Genomic DNA, 16,346 nt, shown 5'->3' with positions numbered 1-16,346 from the left:
GATTTTTTTGCCGCACGTTCGAATTTTCACATGGCCGGCGGCGGGGCGATCACTTGCGGCGCAGATGTTCGTCCAGGCGCGGCATGATTTCCACGAAATTGCAGGGCATGTGGCGATAATCCAGCTGCTTCACCAGGATCTCGTCCCAGGCGTCCTTGCAGGCACCGGTACTGCCGGGCAGCGCGAACAGATAGGTGCCGCCCGCCACCCCGCCGGTGGCGCGGCTTTGCACGGCAGAGGTGCCGATCTTGGCCATGGAAACATGGGTGAAGACAGTGCCGAAGGCGTCGATCTCCTTTTCGTAGACATCGCGATGGGCCTCAACGGTCACGTCGTGCCCGGTCAGCCCCGTTCCCCCGGTCGAGATGACGACATCCACGCCGTCATCCGCGATCCACGCCCGCAGCCGCGCGGCAATGGCGGCCCGGTCGTCGGGTAGCAGGTCGCGATCGGCCAGCAGGTGACCGGCCTGCGCAATCCGCGCCACCAGCGTGTCACCGGAGCGGTCGTCTGCCAGCGTCCGCGTGTCCGAGAGGGTCAGCACCGCGATGCGCACGGGGATGAAGGGGCGATCGGTCATCGTCAGCTCCGTTTTGGAAGGGCCTGCCGCAGGGGGCGGAGGGCGCCCTGGCCGTCGCATTGCCTGCGAATGGACAGGGTCGAGGCCCGGAGCGGGTTCTGCGGCGGGCGGTGCAGGTTCATCTCCCGGCCTCCAGCTTGGCCTGCGCCTCCAGCAGATCCGCCCAGGCGGCGCGCTTGGCCTGGGGTTGGCGCAACAGGTAGGCCGGGTGGGTCATCGGCAAGGCGGGTTTGCCGAAGGCCTCCGCCCATTGGCCACGCAGCTTCAGGATGCCGCGTTTGCCCAGTGCCGCCTGACACGAGATATTGCCCATCAGCAGGATCACGTCCGGATCCACCAGCGCCACGTGACGTTCGACAAACGGCAGCATCATGGCGATCTCGGCCGGTTCCGGGTCGCGGTTTCGCGGCGGGCGCCAGGGCAGGACATTGGTGATGTAGACGCCCCGCTCCGGCACCTCTGCCGTGCGATCCAGCCCGATGGCGCCCATCATCCGGTCCAGCAATTGCCCGGCCCGGCCAACGAAGGGGCGGCCGATCTTGTCCTCATCCCGGCCCGGCGCTTCGCCCAGAACCATCAGGCGCGCCTGCGGATGGCCGTCGGCAAAGACCAGGTTCTGCGCCCCGCGCTTCAGCTCGCAATGCTCAAAGCCGGCGATGGCGGCGCGCAGCTGGTCCAGCGTCTCCACCCCTTGCGCGGCCTGCCGGGCCAGCGCGACCGGATCGGCCCTTGGCTGCTCCACCGCGGTGGCCGGGCTGGCCGGGGCGCCCCGGCGGCCCTGCGGCGCGGGGTTCAGCGCAAACCGGTCCACGGGCGCATCGACGATGCATTCGTCGACGCCCAGTTCAACCTGCCAGGCCAGCAGGGCGCGATCCAGATGCCATTGCTCGAACGATTCCATGGCGGCAATCTACGCGTCCTCCCCGGCGGGCGGAAGCGCGCTTGTGACCCCGGCGCCCCCGCGCCTATAACCCCCGCAATCAGCGGAGTCGCCATCATGACCTTTCAGCAGGACCACCTTCTGGGAATCGAGCCCCTCGCCCCCACCGAAATCACCGCCCTACTGGACCTTGCCGACAGCTACGCCGAACTGAATCGCGCCGAGCACAAGCACGGCGATGCCCTGCGTGGCCTGACCCAGGTGAACATGTTTTTCGAAAATTCGACCCGCACGCAGGCCAGTTTCGAACTTGCGGGCAAACGGTTGGGCGCTGATGTGATGAACATGGCGATGCAGGCATCCTCGATCAAGAAGGGCGAAACCCTGATCGACACGGCCATGACGATCAACGCGATGCATCCCGATCTTCTGGTCGTCCGCCACCCTCATTCCGGCGCCGTGGACCTGTTGGCGCAAAAGGTGAATTGTGCCGTGCTGAATGCCGGGGACGGGCGCCACGAACACCCCACGCAGGCGCTGCTGGACGCGCTGACGATCCGACGCGCCAAGGGACGGTTGCACCGCCTGTCCATCGCCATCTGCGGCGACGTCGCCCATTCCCGTGTCGCCCGGTCCAACCTGATCCTGCTGGGCAAGATGGAGAACCGCCTGCGTCTGGTCGGCCCGCCGACCCTGATCCCCGGCCAGTTCGCCGAATTCGGTTGCGAGGTCTACGAAGACATGGAGGAAGGGCTGCGCGATGTCGACGTGGTGATGATGCTGCGCCTCCAGAAGGAGCGGATGGACGGCGGCTTCATCCCCTCGGAGCGGGAATATTACCACCGCTACGGGCTGGATGCGGAGAAACTGTCCTTTGCCAAGCCCGACGCCATCGTCATGCATCCCGGCCCGATGAACCGCGGGGTGGAGATCGACGGCACCCTGGCCGATGACATCAACCGATCGGTCATCCAGGACCAGGTGGAAATGGGCGTGGCCGTGCGCATGGCCGCGATGGACCTTCTGGCCCGCAATCTGAAGACCCGGCGGGCAGCGGCATGACGGAGATTTCGAAAAAGCCGGCGCACCCGAAAAAGACCGCTCATTCCGAAATGACTGACCATTCCGACATGACGGACGGTTCCGTCATATCAGAAACGACCGCAGGTTCAGACAATGCAGAAATAACTGAACAGACGAACGCAAACGACAAACCGCGCCGCGCCGCACCCTCGGAAGCGGCGATGATGGGGCGGGTGGCCACCATCGTCCTGCTGTTGCTGTTCGCGCTGGTGGCCGTCGTCGTCTGGATCGCCTGACCCGCAGGCTCTCCCCGTCCTCGCAATCCGCGCTTTGCACTGGTCAAACCGGGGCACGGGGTGACAGGATGACCCGGTGACGCAACGGCAGGGCAAACCCATGGCGGAACCGCAGGTCGACGGCTGGGAGGGTATCCTCGCCCCTAACGAACGCATCCTGTGGCAAGGCCGGCCACGCGGCGGGCTGGGCTTTGGCCCCGGCGCGCTGATCGCCCTGCCCTTCGGGCTGGCCTTTTCCGGCTTTGCGCTGTTCTGGATGGTGCTGGCCTCCGGCGCGGGCGGGCTGTTCTGGATGTTCGGCCTGATCCACTTCACCGCAGGGCTGGCCGTGGCCCTGGGGCCGATCCTGTTCCCCGCCTGGCGGCGGCGGCATACCTGGTACACCCTGACCGACCGGCGGGCCTTCATCGCGACGGACATGCCCCTGCGCGGGCGCCGGCTGGACAGCTACGATCTGCGTGCCACAACCCGGCTGAGCCTGGTGCCCGGCCCACCCGCGACAATCCACTTCGCCACCCGCAGCCAACGCGGACGGAATGGAACCCGCGCGGTGCCTGTCGGGTTCGAAAGGATAGAGGACGGCGACAGGGTCTATCGTCTGATGCGCGACCTGCGCGCGTCGTCCGCCGAAAGCCCGCCCGCCCACAGCACTCAGACGGAGCAGCCGACCCCATGACCCTGACCATCCGCCCCGCCGACCGCGATGCCACTTTTGTCTTCGCCACCGACCCTGAGGCCGACGTCCTGGCCCCCCTGCGCGAGGCACCGCCCCTGAACGGTCGGGCCAGCGCCACGGTAGCGGAGGTGCTGGGCCTCTCTGATCTGACCCCCGACGCGGTGGAGGTGGTGCATCCCGCCGATCTGGCCGGTCTGGGCCTGTCCGGCTACCTGACCGACGGGCTGGGATTGCAGGAGGACGCCGTGGCCCGCGACCGGGCCCGGCTGGACGCACTGAGCGCGCCGGTGGTCCTGTTGCAGGGCAGCGCCGCCGGAACCCGGGATCTGACCCTCGACCCGCCCCGCACCTTGCAATTCATCGGCCGCTATCCCGCCGCGCGCGGCAACAGCACGATGGAACCGCTGGTCAGCGACAGCGCCCGCGACCGTCTGGCCACGACGCCGGCGCCCCCGGCGCCAGCGCCACGGCGCCGGGGCTGGACGGCCGCCGTGGTGCTGGGCACCGCCGTGCTGCTGGCGATCCTGGCCACGATCTACGCCATCGTCCAATAAGCCGCCCCGTTGGATCACCCCGCCGCCCGGACGCATCGAAATCGGCGATTCACCCCGCCGCCCGATCTGCTACAAGGCGGGCAACGAACGGGGATGCCAGAATGACCACCACGCTTCTCAAGAACCTGATGCTTGTCGATCCCGAGGCGGGAACCGTCGAACCCGGTGCCCTGCTGATGGCCGAGGGGCGGATCGTCGCCGCCGGGGCCGAAGCCGATCTGCAAGGCGCCGACACGACCCATGATTGCCGCGGGCTGCACCTGGCGCCCGGTATCGTGGATATCGGCGTCAAGGTCGGAGAGCCGGGCGAACGGCATAAGGAGAGCTTTGGCACCGCCGGCCGCGCGGCGGCGGCGGGCGGCGTAACCACCATCGCCACCCGCCCCGACACGCTGTCGCCCATTGACACGCCCGAGACGCTGGAATTCATCGCCCGCCGCGCGCGGGAGGCAACGCCGGTGCGCGTGCTGCCCATGGCCGCCCTGACCAAGGCGCGTGCCGGCCGCGAAATGACGGAGATCGGGTTCCTGCGCGACGCGGGTGCCGTGGCTTTCACCGATTGCGACCAGGTGATCACGGATACCAAGGTGCTGTCGCGCGCCCTGACCTATGCCCGCGCCCGCGACGCGCTGGTCATCGGACACCCGCAGGAGCCGGGCCTGTCGGCGGGGGCCTGCGCCACCTCGGGCAAGTTCGCCGCTCTCAAGGGCCTGCCGTCGGTCACACCGATGGCAGAGCGCATGGCCCTGGACCGCGACATCGCCCTGATCGAGATGACGGGCGTGCGCTACCACTTCGACCAGATCACCACCGCCCGCGCCCTGCCCGCCTTCGAACGGGCCAAGCGCAACGGGCTGGACGTCACGGCGGGCGTGTCGATCCATCACCTCACGCTGAACGAATTCGACGTCGCCGATTACCGAACGTTCTTCAAGGTCAAGCCGCCGCTGCGCTCCGAAGACGACCGCCGCGCGGTGGTGGAGGCGGTGGCCAGCGGGCTGATCGACATCATCTCCTCCATGCACACGCCACAGGACGAGGAAAGCAAACGCCTGCCCTATGAACAGGCCGCATCCGGCGCCGTGGGACTGGAAACATTGCTGCCCGCCGCGCTGCGGCTGGTCCATGCGGGCGATATCGAGCTGGCGCAACTGTGGCGCGCATTGTCCCTGAACCCGGCCCGCCGGCTGGGGCTGGACAGCGGACGGATCGCCCCCGGCGCGCCGGCGGACCTGGTGCTGTTCGACCCCGATGCGCCCTTTGTGCTGGATCGCTTTGCGCTACAGTCGAAATCCAAGAACACCCCCTTTGACGGTGCCCGGATGCAGGGACGCGTGCGCGCGACCTTTGTCGCCGGAACCCAGATCCATGGAGAGCCGCTGTGACCCCCGATCTCGTCACCCCGCCCGTGCTGCTGCTGTTCTGGGCGGTGGCGGGCTATTTGCTGGGATCGGTCCCCTTCGGCATCGTGATGGCACGGGTTTTCGGACTGGGCGACCTTCGACAGATCGGATCGGGCAATATCGGTGCCACCAACGTCTTGCGCACCGGCAACAAGCTGGCGGCGCTGCTGACCCTGATCACCGATGCGGGCAAAGGCGCGGCGGCGGTGCTGATCGCCCGCGCGCTGGCTGGCGAGGATGCCGCACAACTGGCCGGGTTCGCCGCGTTCCTGGGCCATTGCTTTCCGGTCTGGCTGCGGTTCGCCGGGGGCAAAGGGGTCGCGACCTACCTGGGCACGTTGCTGGCATTGGCCTGGCCGCTTGGGCTGGCCGCCTGCGCCACCTGGGCGGTGGTGGCGGCGCTGATGCGCATCTCCTCGCTGTCGGCGCTGGTTGCAGCCGCCTCTACCCCGATCTGGGCGGTGCTGCTGGGCCGGGCGGAGGTGGCCGCCCTGTGCGCGGCGCTGGCACTTCTGATCTTCTGGCGACACGCGACCAATATCCGCCGCCTGCTGGCCGGGACAGAGCCCAGAATCGGCGGCAAATAACCTTTGACTGGGGCAGGACCATTTTGTCTGCTATGCCCGTTACGCATATTTTTTTAGGAGTTTGAGATGGATTTGACCCCCTCCATGCAGAATTTCATCCTGCATTGTGGTGAAATGGGCCCGCGTTGGGGGATGAATAGGTCCGTCGCACAGATCTTTGCCCTGTTGCACGTGGCGTCCGACCCGCTGACTGCCGAAGAAATCAGCACCACCCTGTCGCTGGCGCGGTCCAACGTCTCTACCGGGTTGCGCGAATTGCAGGGCTGGAAGGTCATTCGCGCCAACCGGCAGCTGGGCGACCGGCGCGATTGGTTTACCACGATCCGCGACATGAACGCCCTGACCCGCGCGATCACCGACCACCGGCGCGCGCGTGACCTGCACCCGACCCTGGCCGCGCTGGCCAAGCTGAAGGACGAGGCCGCGCAGGACGGCACTCCCGGCCCCGTGGCGTTACGCATGACCGATTGGCACGACGCGCTGGATGAGGTCGACCGCCTTCTGGCCCAGACCATGGCCCTGACGGCCGCCGAACGGCGCGCGGTGCTGGACGGCGGGTTGCTGATCGATGTGCTGGGCACAGATGAAGGCGCCGAAGACGACGGCGCGGCCGGAGAAGGCGATGGCGGCAAGAAAACCGGAAAGAAGAAAAAGAAATAGGGCGCCGCCCGCGCGCCGCCCTGTATCCTGTTCCGTACCGCTTGGCCCTGCCTGACGGCGCGACGCCGGATCAGTAGCTGTATTCGCCGAACACCCGCGTCACGTCGTGATCCCATGCGCTGTTGTACCGGTCCATCAGCTCATCCGCGGGCACCTTGCCGGACTCGACGCTTTCGCGCAGGGCGTTCAGGAAATGCGTCTCGTCCGGGATCAGGCCCTGGGCGCCGGGACGGGCGCGGGCCTTCAACCCGGCCTCCGCGATGTCCAGAACCTCGCGGGCCAGATCGTGCATGTTGATATCGTCGATCCGCGCCTGCAAGCCGTGATCTGCGGCTGCGATGCGCATCTCGTCGCGCTGCGCGGGCGTGAACCGGCGGGCCACGTCCCATGCGGCATCCAGCGCGCCCTGATCATACATCAGCCCGACCCAGAACGCCGGCAGCGCGCACAGCCGCCGCCACGGCCCCCCATCGGCGCCGCGCATCTCGATGAATTTTTTCAGCCGTGCCTCGGGGAAGATCGTGGTCAGATGATCGGCCCAGTCCGACAGGGTCGGCTTCTCGCCGGGCAGGGCCGGCAATTCGCCCTTCAGGAAATCGCGGAAGGACTGGCCCAGCGCATCGATGTAGACCCCATCGCGGTAGACGAAGTACATCGGCACATCCAGCGCGTAATCGACCCAGCGGTCAAAGCCGAACCCATCCTCGAACACGAAAGGCAACGTGCCGGTACGGTCACCGTCCAGATCGCGCCAGACGCGGCTGCGATAGCTTTTCAGCCCGTTGGGCTTGCCCTCGAAGAACGGCGAATTGGCGAACAGCGCGGTGGCCACGGGTTGCAGCGCCAGCGCCACGCGCATCTTCTGGACCATGTCCGCCTCCGACCCGAAGTCGAGGTTCACCTGAACCGTGCAGGTGCGGCGCATCATGACCCGTCCGGTGGTGCCGACGCGTTGCATGTAACCGTCCATCAGCTTGTACCGGCCCTTGGGCATCAGCGGCATGTCGTCATGCAGCCAATGCGGCGCGGCGCCCAGCCCGATGAAGCCCACACCGACCTTGTCGGCGATGTCCTTCACGTCACGCAGGTGGGCGTTCACCTCGTCGCAGGTCTCGTGAATCGTCTCCAGCGGCGCGCCGGAGAGTTCCAGCTGCCCGCCCGGCTCAAGCGAGACATTGGCGCCGTCCTTGGTCAGTCCGATCAGACGGCCGTCTTCCTCCAGCGGGGCCCAGCCGTGGCCGTCGCGCAGCCCTTCCAGCACCGCCAGGACCGAACGTTCGCCCGCATAGGGGATGGGTTTCAACGTGTCGCGGCAATAGCCGAACTTTTCATGCTCTGTCCCGATGCGCCAGTCGGACACGGGCTTGCAGCCGTCTTCCAGATATTCGGCAAGTTGTTCGTACCGTTCGATCGGCCCGCCGCCGGTTTGGGGTATGGACATTGGGGCCTCTTTTCTCGGTCAGCAGAACATGAACCCCAAGGCATTATTGGAATTGTTCGGCGTGTCAATGCACAGCCGCCTCGGCATCAGTGCAGACGCAGGGCGGCACGCTCCCAGATCACGATGGTGTGAGGGGGCGGGCGCTCCCGGTAGCGCTGCATATGGGTCAGCAGGGTCTCCGTCTTCAGGCCGGGCAACGCTGCGAAGACGTCGAACAGGGCTTCGCTGCCCTCGGCGTTGAAGGGGATGAACAGGTCCGGCTGGCCCGCCTGCGACAGCGACCAGCCGGGCGGGTATGCAGAGGGATCGACCGCCAGTCGGCTGACCTCGCTCAGCGCCACGACGCCCCCATCGAGCGGGCCGAAATAGGCGATCTGCCCCTCGTCCACGCGGACCACGCCAGGTCCGCCGCCATCGGTGCGAAACCGCGCCCGCTGCACCCCCGCCACGATCAGCGCGCCGGCGACCAGCAGCAGCACGGCGCCGATCCAGCGCAGCAGGCCAAAGCTGCCCAGCGTCCAGTACAGCCCCAGAAGCGCCACCACGCCCCCCGCCAGCGCCTCGCGCCATTTCATCAGGGCGGCGCGCGCCTCGGGGCGGACAAAGCTCATGACCAATCTCCCAATGCCTGTTGCCACAGGGTCATCGCGGCCACCGCCGCCGTATCGGCCCGCAGGATGCGCGGGCCCAGCGCGACCGGCGTGGCAAAATCCAACCCGCGCAGGCGCTGGCGTTCAGCCGGCGAAAATCCGCCCTCCGGCCCGATCAGGATGGCCCAGGGGCCGGGTTCGCCGCGCAGGGCGGCGTCCTCTCCCGCAAGGGCCTCGTCACAGAACATCAGGCGGCGCCCGGCAGGCCAGCCGGCCAGCAGGCGGTCCAGCGGCGCCAGCTCCGCCACCTCGGGCACGTAGGTGCCGCCGCATTGTTCCGCTGCTTCCACCGCATGGGCCTGAAGCCGGTCGCGGCGGATCCGCTCGGAATTGGTGAAATCGGTCTGCACCGGCAGGATCCGCGCGGCCCCCATCTCGGCCGCCTTCTCGACAATGAAATCGGTGCGCGCCTTCTTGATCGGGGCGAACAGCAGCCACAGGTCCGGCGGGTCGCGCTGCGGTGCGGTCTGTTCGGCACAGGCCAGTTCCCCACCGCGCTTGCCCGCCTGCGTGACCTCGGCCCGCCATTCCCCGTCGCGCCCGTTGAACAGGGCGACCGCGCCGCCGGTGGCCAACCGCATCACCCCGAAAAGGTAATGCGCCTGGTCCCGCTCCAGCGGAACGGTTTGCCCCGGCCCCAGCGGGTGATCTACATGTAGCCTGACTTTTACATTGCTCATGAGGGAAACATATGACCGGCCCGCAGCAGACGCCAGAGGGACAGGTGGCCGACGCCGTCCAAGGCAATTGGGTGGACCGCCTGGCCCCCGCCGCCACCCGTCCCTACCTGCGCCTGTCGCGGGCCGACCGGCCGATCGGCACCTGGCTGCTGCTGCTGCCGTGCTGGTGGGGCCTGGCGCTGGCGATGCTGTCGGACGGGCGCGCGGCCTGGTTCGATGCCTGGATCTTTGCCGGCTGCGGCATCGGCGCCTTCCTGATGCGGGGCGCGGGCTGCACCTGGAACGACATCACCGACCGCGACATCGACGGATCCGTGGCGCGCACCCGGTCCCGCCCAATCCCGTCAGGGGCCGTCAGCGTCAAGGGCGCGCTGGCCTGGATGGCGGCGCAGGCGCTGGTGTCGCTGTTGATTTTGCTGACCTTTCCGCCCGTAGCGATCGGGCTGGGCGTGTTGTCGCTACTCCCGGTGGCGATCTATCCCTTTGCCAAGCGGTTCACCTGGTGGCCGCAGATCTTCCTGGGGCTGGCGTTCAACTGGGGCGCGCTGCTGGCCTGGGCGGCGCATGGCAATTCTCTGGGCTGGCCCGCCATAGTTCTCTATGTCGCCGGCATCGTCTGGACCCTGTTCTACGACACGGTCTATGCCCACCAGGACGCCGAGGACGACGCCCTGATCGGGGTGAAATCCACCGCGCGCCTGTTCGGAGAGGCCAGTCCCCGCTGGCTGTCCGGGTTCCTGGTGTGCAGCGTGGCGCTGTTCGGGCTGGCGGTAGTCGGCGCGGTGCAGGCCCAGGGCAGCCCGCTGGCCCTTGTGGTCGCGCTGGCCGGGCCCTGGGCGATGGGCTGGCACATGCTGTGGCAGTTGCGCCGGTTCGACGCCGAGGACCACCCCCTGCTGCTGCGCCTGTTTCGGTCAAACCGCGATGCGGGCCTGTTGCCCCTGCCGTTTTTCGCCGTAGCCTTCCTGCTCTGATTGCCATGTGGGGCGCTGCGCCTTAGAGACTTGGTCCGGGACAACAAAAGCGGAGCTTGCATGATGCGTCTGTCTTCGGTCTTCATTCTTGCCGGGGCCTTTACCGTGGCGGCGGTGACCAGCCTGGTCGCGGCCGGATTCGCGGTTTCGCTGATCGAACGCTCCTCCGAAACCGGCGTCCGGACAGAGCTGGACCAGGACGGGCTGGGCTGGGCAGAAGTAGAGGCCGACGGGTTGCAGGTGATTCTCACCGGCACCGCCCCCAGTGAGGCGATCCGCTTTCAGGCACGCACCATGGCCGGCCGGGTGGTCGACGCCGCCCGCGTGATCGACCGGATGGGTGTCGCCGCCGCCGAAGATATCGCCCCGCCGCGATTCTCCATCGAAATGCTGCGCAATGACGAGGAACTCAGCCTGACCGGGCTGATCCCGCTGGTCACGAACCGGGAAGCCCTGATCGACCGCTTTTCGGGCCTGCCCGGCGTGGAGGAGGTCAGCGACCTGCTGCAAACCGCCGATTACGACCGACCCGAAGGCTGGCGCCGGGCGCTGGACTTCTCGGTTCTGGCCTTGCGCGACGTGCCACGGTCCAAGATCTCCATGGATGCCGGCACCGTCTCCATCGTCGCGATGACCGACAGCATGGCCGCCAAGGGCCGGCTGGAGGCGCGGCTGAAGAAATCCGCCCCCGACAGCCTGACCCTGACGCTGGACATCTCCGCGCCGCGTCCCGTGGTCACCCCCTTTACCCTGCGCTACCTGATCGAAGACGGGACCGGGCGGTTCGACGCCTGTTCCGCCGATACAGCCGAGGCGCGGGAAACCATCGTGGCCGCCGCGCGCGACACCCACCTGGAAGGCGCCGCCGATTGCGTCCTGGGGCTGGGTGTGCCGACGCCGGACTGGGCTGCCGCCGCCGACATGGCGATCCGGGGGCTGGGTCGGATCGGCGACGGCTCTGTCACCTTTTCCGACGCCGATATTTCGCTGGTCGCGGTCGAGGGCGCCGATCGCGGCACCTTCGACCAGGTGGTGGGAGAGCTGGAGAACAACCTGCCCGACGTCTTTGCCCTGCACGCCGTGCTGCCAGAAACCCCCGATGCCGAAGAACAGGGACCGCCGGAATTCGCCGCGACCCTGTCGCCGGAGGGGCTGGTGCAATTGCGTGGCCGTGTCTCGGACGAGGTGCTGCGCGCCGCCACCATCAGCTATGCCCGCGCCAAGTTCGGCAGCGACACGGTTCACGCCGCCGCCCGGCTGGACACGGATCTGCCCGACGACTGGCCGGTGCGCGTGCTGGCCGGGCTGGAATCGCTGTCATGGCTCAGCAATGGCGCGGTGACCGTGACGCCGGACGCCGTGTCGGTGCGCGGCGAAACCGGCCGCGAGCTGGCCGGTTCCGAGATCGCGCGCCTGCTGTCCGCCAAACTGGGGGAGAAGGAAGATTTCGCCATCGACGTGGTCTACCGCGAAAAACTGGACCCTCTGGCCGCCATCCCGACGCCGGAGGAATGCCTGGCCCAGCTGACCGAGATCCAGACAGGTCGGAAGATTTATTTCGAACCGGGCAAGGCCACGATCACCGCCGACAGCCGGGGTGTGATGGATGACATCGCCGACGTGTTGAAGACCTGCGGTGAGATCCCGCTTGAAATCTCGGGCCATACCGACAGCCAGGGCCGCGAGGAGATGAACCAGCAATTGTCCCAGGCTCGCGCCCAGACCGTGCTGAACGAATTGCGGATGCGCCGGGTCCTGACCGCCGCCTATACCGCGCGTGGCTACGGCGAAGAGACCCCGATCGCCGACAATGGCACGGAGGAGGGCCGGGAGGCAAATCGCCGCATCGAATTCTCCCTGATCGGGGCGGAGACCACTGCTGTGGAAGGCGCCGAAGCAGATGCGGACGGCGCCGCCACGGACGATGACGTCGAAACCGAACTTGCAAGCCCCGCGCAATCTGTCGCAGAAGGAGATGCTGCCGATCCGTCCGGGGAGGCCGCAAGCTCTGGAGACGCGACGGATGAACAGAACTGAGTTTATCATTGCCACGGCGATCATCCTGTTCGTCGCCTTCTGCATGGGCTGGTTCGCCTATTGGCTGATCCACCGCTTTACCCGCGTGTCGAAATCCGACATCGGAGAGCTGGAGCGCATGGCCCAGGAATTGCACGACGCCGAAGAGACCCGCGATCAGGCGATCACCTATCTTCAGCAGCGCGAAGCGGAACTGACCAACCAATTGTCTCAGACAGAGGCGGAACTCTCCGCCGCGATGGACGGCCTGCGCGAGGCCCGGCACGAGGCCGAAGACCTGCGCGCCTATATCGAACGGGTTCACGCCGCCCAGTGAGCGGGCTGCGGCCAGTCTGACGCCGCGCCTTTGGTCGCTCCCGCTACCAGCGGGTCAGGGCCGCCTCGTCCGCGTCCTTGGCCGCGACCCAATCGGACCCGTCCGCGGTGATTTCCTTCTTCCAGAAGGGCGCGCGGGACTTCAGGTAATCCATCAGAAAATCCGCCGCCGCGAAGGCCGCCGCACGGTGCGCAGAGGCGGTGGCGACCATCATGATCGCCGCACCGGCGTGCAGTTCACCGTGACGGTGCAGGATCAGCACCGCCTCCAGAGGCCAGCGGCCGGCAGCGTCCTGTGCGATGGCTTTCAACGCCTTTTCGGTCATGCCGGGGTAATGTTCGATCACCATCCGGTCCAGCCCGCCGGCGCCGGGCAGATCGCGCACCAGCCCGGTAAAGGTCACGATGGCCCCCGCCCCGCCCGCCTGCGCCACCGCCGCGGCGAACCGGTCGGTTTCAGCGCCGACGGCGAAGGCTGCGGACTGGACGCGGATGTCGGTGATCATTGATCAGCCCCCGGTCATCGGGGGGAAGAACGCGACCTCCCGCACCCCGGCCAGCGGAGCGTCGAAATCCGACAATTCCTGGTCCAGGGCGACGCGCAGGGCGCTTAGGTCCTCGAAGGCGGCGGCATAGCGGTCTTCGCGCGCACGCAGCTCGGCCACCAGATCGGCGACGGTCACGGCCTCTGTCCGTACCGTCTCGCGGGGCAGGCCGATGCGTTCACGAACCCATGCGAAATAGAGAACATCCATGGTCAATCCCTCAGATATGGCAGCGCCTTGCGGAAATAGTCGGTGCCGGTCAGCACCGTCAGCAGCGCCGCGACCCAGATCAGAAGCGCCCCGCCCCAGACCAGCACATCATTGGCCAGCAGCCACAGACGCAGGTTCACGCGGTCCGCCTCCCGTCCATCAAGGATGGCGCCGATCATCTCTCCGTCCATGCCGAAGACGGACATGCCCAGCTGATGTTCCGCAATACCCTGCGCCACCAGCACGACGATGGCGACCATCTGGGCGGTCGTCTTCCACTTCGCCAGCTTCGTCACCTTCAGCAGGCCGGCCGTATCGCCCAGGTATTCGCGCAGGCCCGAAACGAAGACCTCCCGGAACAGGATCAGCGCGCCCGGCAGGATCAGCCAGCCCGACAGCCCGGAGAAGGCCGCCAGGGTGAACAGTGCGATCACCACCATCGCCTTGTCCGCGATCGGGTCCAGCATCGTACCCAGCTTCGACACCTGGTTCCACTTGCGTGCCAGGTAGCCATCAATCCAGTCGGTGGCCGAGGCCGTGGTGAACAGCAGCAGCGCCGCGCCATCGGCCCAGGGGCGGGGCAGCAACAGGTAGCACAGGGCGAATCCCGGCGCGGCCAACAGGCGCAGGAGAGTCAGGAGATTGGGCAGGGTCATGGTCATGGCCCGATACCTAATGCCTCTGCGCGCGCCGGGAAAGCCCGCGCGGTCCAGGCCGGCCCGGTTTGCGGCTTTTCCATGCGCCGCGCACGCCGGTGCGTCACGGATACGCGGCGGATGGGGCGCGCAGGGGGCCACGGCCCTTGCCCGACGGGGCGCCGCGTCTTACATCCGGGTCATGAAAACATGGCTGCCTTTCCTGAACCGCCCGCCCAGTGTCGCAGTCATCCGGCTGTCGGGGATGATTTCCCAGGGCGCCCGTGGCGGGCTGAGCGACGAATCGCTGGCCCCCCAGATCGAGAAAGCGTTCCGCCGCGGCAAACCCGCCGCCGTGGCGCTGCGCATCAATTCGCCCGGCGGTTCGCCGGTGCAATCCTCCCTGATCGCCGCGCGCATTCGACGCCTGGCGGAGGAGAAGAACATCCCCGTCATCGCCTTTGTCGAGGACGTCGCCGCATCGGGGGGCTATTGGCTGGCTACCGCCGCCGACGAGATCCTGGCCGACGAGGCGTCGGTGCTGGGATCCATCGGTGTGATCTCCGCCAGTTTCGGCGCGCATGTCTTCCTGGCCCGCCAGGGGATCGAACGCCGCGTCTACACCGCCGGTGAAAGCAAAAGCATGCTGGACCCGTTCCGCCCCGAAAAGGAAGAGGACGTCGAACGTATCCAGCGCGTGCTGGGCGAGATTCACGAGACGTTCAAGGCGCAGGTCACCCGCCGTCGCGGCGCCAAGTTGGCACAGGATGCGGATCTGTTCACCGGCGAGATCTGGTTGGGCCCCCGCGCCCGCGACCTGGGGTTGATCGACGGTATCGGTCACCTGGTGCCCGAGATGAAGAAACGCTTTGGCGACAAGGTGCGGTTCCGCGTCTACGGCCCGAAAAAGGGGCTGCTGTCGCGTATCGGCGCCTTGGTGCTGGACCAGACCGCCACCACGATCGAGGAACGGGCCGCCTTTGCCCGGTTCGGCCTCTAGGGTGATCCTGAAGGTCGTGACCCTCTTTCTGGTCGGCATGGGCGTGCTGGCGATGTTCGGCAAACTGACATTGCCCGGCCAGAAACGTCTGTCGAACGCAAAATGCCGCCATTGCGGCCGTTACAGGATCGGCAAGGGCCCCTGCCCCTGCCGGAACCGAAAAGGATAAGTCTTTCCATGATGCCCTGGCTTCTCGCCGCCCTCGGGTTGGTGATCCTTCTGCTTGCCGGTGACGCGCTGGTCCGGGGGGCGGTGAACCTCAGCCTGCGGATGGGGATCCCGGCGCTGATCGTCAGCCTGACCGTCGTCGCGTTCGGGACCTCGGCGCCGGAACTGCTGATATCGCTCTCTGCGCTGTTCGACGGCATGCCGGGGCTGGCCCTGGGCAATGTCGTCGGCTCCAACACCGCGAACGTGCTGCTGGTACTGGGCCTGCCCGCGCTGATCGCCACCATGCCCACCAGCGGCTGCGACACGCGCAAATCCTACGCGATGATGCTGGCGGCGACCCTGCTGTTCATCGCGCTGGCCTGGACGGGGCCGTTCCGCTTCGGCACCGGGATCATTCTGCTGGCCGCCCTGGCGCTGGTGCTGGGACTCCAGATCCGCGAGACGCTGGCCCACCGGCGCACCGACCGCGACGCCATCGAGACGGTGGAGGGCGCCGACCCCGCGCTTCCCGGCTGGCGCATCGCGATCTTCCTGCTGATCGGGCTGGCCGGCCTTCCGCTGGGCGCCGAACTTCTGGTCAGAAACGCGTCGATCATCGCGCGTGGTTTTGGTGTCTCGGACACCGTAATCGGGCTGACCCTCGTCGCGGTCGGAACTTCCCTGCCCGAACTGGCGACCACGGGCATGGCGGCGCTGCGCAGGCAGGCGGACGTCGCCTTGGGCAATGTCATCGGGTCGAACATGTTCAACCTGCTGGCGATCATCGGAGTGACCAGCCTCTTTGGCCAGATCCCCGTGGCACCGGAGGTTCTGCGCTTTGACCTGTGGGTGATGCTGGGGGCCACCGTACTGCTGGTGCCGTTCGTTTTCGGCAGTCGGGACATCACCCGGCCCTGGGGCGTGGCGCTGACCGCGCTGTACCTGGGCTACATCACGCTGCTGCTGGTCTGAGCGCCCGTGAGGCGCGGCCGGAACGCGCCCGGTTCCAGATCCCCAGCCCCCCCGCAAGGGCCCCAAACCGGCCGGAGC

At 67.3% G+C, this 16,346-nt stretch carries 20 protein-coding genes; 12 read left to right on the top strand and 8 right to left on the bottom strand.

Features of this window, described 5'->3' with window-relative positions; genetic code table 11:
- Positions 1-49: 49 nt before the first annotated feature.
- Together moaB and G5A46_RS08350 are read right to left on the bottom strand one after the other, a co-directional pair.
- Positions 50-580, bottom strand: a complete 531-nt coding sequence (gene moaB / locus G5A46_RS08355) for a molybdenum cofactor biosynthesis protein B (RefSeq protein ID WP_163848961.1) — start codon at positions 578-580, stop codon at positions 50-52.
- A gap of 118 nt (positions 581-698) precedes the next feature.
- Positions 699-1,481, bottom strand: coding sequence for a uracil-DNA glycosylase (locus tag G5A46_RS08350; protein WP_163848960.1), 783 nt, complete (start codon positions 1,479-1,481; stop codon positions 699-701).
- Between the two features lie 96 nt (positions 1,482-1,577).
- On the opposite strand from G5A46_RS08350, the gene G5A46_RS08345 reads away from it, so the two are divergent.
- The 7 genes from G5A46_RS08345 to G5A46_RS08315 all read left to right on the top strand — a co-directional run bounded on the left by G5A46_RS08345 (position 1,578) and on the right by G5A46_RS08315 (position 6,659).
- On the top strand, positions 1,578-2,522 hold the full coding sequence (locus G5A46_RS08345) for an aspartate carbamoyltransferase catalytic subunit (protein WP_163848959.1): 945 nt from the start codon (positions 1,578-1,580) through the stop codon (positions 2,520-2,522).
- Entirely contained in the window at positions 2,519-2,779 is a 261-nt protein-coding gene (locus G5A46_RS08340) for a hypothetical protein (protein WP_163848958.1), read from the top strand. The genes G5A46_RS08345 and G5A46_RS08340 overlap by 4 nt, the downstream gene beginning before the upstream one ends.
- A gap of 76 nt (positions 2,780-2,855) precedes the next feature.
- Complete coding sequence (locus G5A46_RS08335) at positions 2,856-3,455, top strand: aspartate carbamoyltransferase catalytic subunit (RefSeq protein WP_239520672.1); 600 nt, start codon at positions 2,856-2,858, stop codon at positions 3,453-3,455.
- On the top strand, positions 3,452-4,009 hold the full coding sequence (locus G5A46_RS08330) for a hypothetical protein (protein WP_163848957.1): 558 nt from the start codon (positions 3,452-3,454) through the stop codon (positions 4,007-4,009). The genes G5A46_RS08335 and G5A46_RS08330 overlap by 4 nt, the downstream gene beginning before the upstream one ends.
- 101 nt (positions 4,010-4,110) lie before the next feature.
- The gene (gene pyrC, locus G5A46_RS08325; RefSeq protein ID WP_163848956.1) at positions 4,111-5,394 is read left to right on the top strand and encodes a dihydroorotase; all 1,284 of its coding nucleotides are present in this window, start codon (positions 4,111-4,113) and stop codon (positions 5,392-5,394) included.
- On the top strand, positions 5,391-5,999 hold the full coding sequence (gene plsY / locus G5A46_RS08320) for a glycerol-3-phosphate 1-O-acyltransferase PlsY (protein ID WP_163848955.1): 609 nt from the start codon (positions 5,391-5,393) through the stop codon (positions 5,997-5,999). The genes pyrC and plsY overlap by 4 nt, the downstream gene beginning before the upstream one ends.
- A gap of 66 nt (positions 6,000-6,065) precedes the next feature.
- Positions 6,066-6,659, top strand: a complete 594-nt coding sequence (locus tag G5A46_RS08315) for a GbsR/MarR family transcriptional regulator (protein ID WP_163848954.1) — start codon at positions 6,066-6,068, stop codon at positions 6,657-6,659.
- Between the two features lie 70 nt (positions 6,660-6,729).
- Here G5A46_RS08315 and G5A46_RS08310 read toward each other — a convergent pair whose 3' ends face one another.
- The 3 genes from G5A46_RS08310 to G5A46_RS08300 form a co-directional block, all read right to left on the bottom strand.
- Positions 6,730-8,100, bottom strand: a complete 1,371-nt coding sequence (locus G5A46_RS08310) for a glutamate--cysteine ligase (protein WP_163848953.1) — start codon at positions 8,098-8,100, stop codon at positions 6,730-6,732.
- An 86-nt stretch (positions 8,101-8,186) separates the two neighbouring features.
- The gene (locus G5A46_RS08305; RefSeq protein ID WP_163848952.1) at positions 8,187-8,711 is read right to left on the bottom strand and encodes a hypothetical protein; all 525 of its coding nucleotides are present in this window, start codon (positions 8,709-8,711) and stop codon (positions 8,187-8,189) included.
- The gene (locus tag G5A46_RS08300) at positions 8,708-9,430 is read right to left on the bottom strand and encodes a 16S rRNA (uracil(1498)-N(3))-methyltransferase (protein ID WP_163848951.1); all 723 of its coding nucleotides are present in this window, start codon (positions 9,428-9,430) and stop codon (positions 8,708-8,710) included. The genes G5A46_RS08305 and G5A46_RS08300 overlap by 4 nt, the downstream gene beginning before the upstream one ends.
- Before the next feature lie 11 nt (positions 9,431-9,441).
- Here G5A46_RS08300 and ubiA point away from each other — a divergent pair, with 11 nt between their 5' ends.
- The 3 genes from ubiA to G5A46_RS08285 all read left to right on the top strand — a co-directional run bounded on the left by ubiA (position 9,442) and on the right by G5A46_RS08285 (position 12,757).
- Positions 9,442-10,404, top strand: coding sequence for a 4-hydroxybenzoate octaprenyltransferase (gene ubiA, locus G5A46_RS08295; RefSeq protein ID WP_163848950.1), 963 nt, complete (start codon positions 9,442-9,444; stop codon positions 10,402-10,404).
- 63 nt (positions 10,405-10,467) lie between these two features.
- Positions 10,468-12,441, top strand: coding sequence for an OmpA family protein (locus G5A46_RS08290; protein ID WP_163849943.1), 1,974 nt, complete (start codon positions 10,468-10,470; stop codon positions 12,439-12,441).
- Positions 12,428-12,757 (top strand): hypothetical protein, encoded by a 330-nt coding sequence (locus G5A46_RS08285; RefSeq protein ID WP_163848949.1) that lies wholly within the window; start codon positions 12,428-12,430, stop codon positions 12,755-12,757. The genes G5A46_RS08290 and G5A46_RS08285 overlap by 14 nt, the downstream gene beginning before the upstream one ends.
- Before the next feature lie 43 nt (positions 12,758-12,800).
- Here the strand turns inward: G5A46_RS08285 and G5A46_RS08280 are convergent, their stop codons facing one another.
- Genes G5A46_RS08280 through pgsA form a run of 3 tightly spaced genes read right to left on the bottom strand, consistent with a single transcriptional unit; the run spans position 12,801 to position 14,173 of the window.
- The gene (locus tag G5A46_RS08280) at positions 12,801-13,262 is read right to left on the bottom strand and encodes a molybdenum cofactor biosynthesis protein MoaE (protein WP_163848948.1); all 462 of its coding nucleotides are present in this window, start codon (positions 13,260-13,262) and stop codon (positions 12,801-12,803) included.
- A gap of 3 nt (positions 13,263-13,265) precedes the next feature.
- Entirely contained in the window at positions 13,266-13,511 is a 246-nt protein-coding gene (gene moaD, locus G5A46_RS08275) for a molybdopterin converting factor subunit 1 (protein ID WP_163848947.1), read from the bottom strand.
- A gap of 2 nt (positions 13,512-13,513) precedes the next feature.
- A complete protein-coding gene (gene pgsA, locus G5A46_RS08270) occupies positions 13,514-14,173 on the bottom strand; it encodes a CDP-diacylglycerol--glycerol-3-phosphate 3-phosphatidyltransferase (protein WP_163848946.1) in 660 nt (219 codons plus the stop codon).
- A 175-nt stretch (positions 14,174-14,348) separates the two neighbouring features.
- Here pgsA and G5A46_RS08265 point away from each other — a divergent pair, with 175 nt between their 5' ends.
- Together G5A46_RS08265 and G5A46_RS08255 are read left to right on the top strand one after the other, a co-directional pair.
- A complete protein-coding gene (locus G5A46_RS08265) occupies positions 14,349-15,146 on the top strand; it encodes a S49 family peptidase (RefSeq protein WP_163848945.1) in 798 nt (265 codons plus the stop codon).
- A 177-nt stretch (positions 15,147-15,323) separates the two neighbouring features.
- Positions 15,324-16,268: a calcium/sodium antiporter gene (locus G5A46_RS08255; protein ID WP_163848943.1), complete on the top strand. Its 945-nt coding sequence runs from the start codon at positions 15,324-15,326 to the stop codon at positions 16,266-16,268.
- Positions 16,269-16,346: the final 78 nt, after the last annotated feature.

The organism is Pseudooceanicola aestuarii, assembly GCF_010614805.1.
In the GTDB taxonomy this organism is placed as follows: domain Bacteria; phylum Pseudomonadota; class Alphaproteobacteria; order Rhodobacterales; family Rhodobacteraceae; genus Pseudooceanicola; species Pseudooceanicola aestuarii.
Note: the sequence above shows the minus strand (reverse complement) of the source record. Positions and strands in the feature narration are given on the sequence as shown.

Excerpts from the sequence above, each read along its gene's own strand:
- moaB (WP_163848961.1), bottom strand. The coding sequence starts at position 580 with ATGACCGATCGCCCCTTCATCCCCGTGCGCATCGCGGTGCTGACCCTC.
- G5A46_RS08350 (WP_163848960.1), bottom strand. The coding sequence starts at position 1,481 with ATGGAATCGTTCGAGCAATGGCATCTGGATCGCGCCCTGCTGGCCTGG.
- G5A46_RS08345 (WP_163848959.1), top strand. The coding sequence starts at position 1,578 with ATGACCTTTCAGCAGGACCACCTTCTGGGAATCGAGCCCCTCGCCCCC.
- G5A46_RS08340 (WP_163848958.1), top strand. The coding sequence starts at position 2,519 with ATGACGGAGATTTCGAAAAAGCCGGCGCACCCGAAAAAGACCGCTCAT.
- G5A46_RS08330 (WP_163848957.1), top strand. The coding sequence starts at position 3,452 with ATGACCCTGACCATCCGCCCCGCCGACCGCGATGCCACTTTTGTCTTC.
- pyrC (WP_163848956.1), top strand. The coding sequence starts at position 4,111 with ATGACCACCACGCTTCTCAAGAACCTGATGCTTGTCGATCCCGAGGCG.
- G5A46_RS08315 (WP_163848954.1), top strand. The coding sequence starts at position 6,066 with ATGGATTTGACCCCCTCCATGCAGAATTTCATCCTGCATTGTGGTGAA.
- G5A46_RS08310 (WP_163848953.1), bottom strand. The coding sequence starts at position 8,100 with ATGTCCATACCCCAAACCGGCGGCGGGCCGATCGAACGGTACGAACAA.
- G5A46_RS08305 (WP_163848952.1), bottom strand. The coding sequence starts at position 8,711 with ATGAGCTTTGTCCGCCCCGAGGCGCGCGCCGCCCTGATGAAATGGCGC.
- G5A46_RS08300 (WP_163848951.1), bottom strand. The coding sequence starts at position 9,430 with ATGAGCAATGTAAAAGTCAGGCTACATGTAGATCACCCGCTGGGGCCG.
- ubiA (WP_163848950.1), top strand. The coding sequence starts at position 9,442 with ATGACCGGCCCGCAGCAGACGCCAGAGGGACAGGTGGCCGACGCCGTC.
- G5A46_RS08290 (WP_163849943.1), top strand. The coding sequence starts at position 10,468 with ATGCGTCTGTCTTCGGTCTTCATTCTTGCCGGGGCCTTTACCGTGGCG.
- G5A46_RS08285 (WP_163848949.1), top strand. The coding sequence starts at position 12,428 with ATGAACAGAACTGAGTTTATCATTGCCACGGCGATCATCCTGTTCGTC.
- G5A46_RS08280 (WP_163848948.1), bottom strand. The coding sequence starts at position 13,262 with ATGATCACCGACATCCGCGTCCAGTCCGCAGCCTTCGCCGTCGGCGCT.
- moaD (WP_163848947.1), bottom strand. The coding sequence starts at position 13,511 with ATGGATGTTCTCTATTTCGCATGGGTTCGTGAACGCATCGGCCTGCCC.
- pgsA (WP_163848946.1), bottom strand. The coding sequence starts at position 14,173 with ATGACCATGACCCTGCCCAATCTCCTGACTCTCCTGCGCCTGTTGGCC.
- G5A46_RS08265 (WP_163848945.1), top strand. The coding sequence starts at position 14,349 with ATGAAAACATGGCTGCCTTTCCTGAACCGCCCGCCCAGTGTCGCAGTC.
- G5A46_RS08255 (WP_163848943.1), top strand. The coding sequence starts at position 15,324 with ATGATGCCCTGGCTTCTCGCCGCCCTCGGGTTGGTGATCCTTCTGCTT.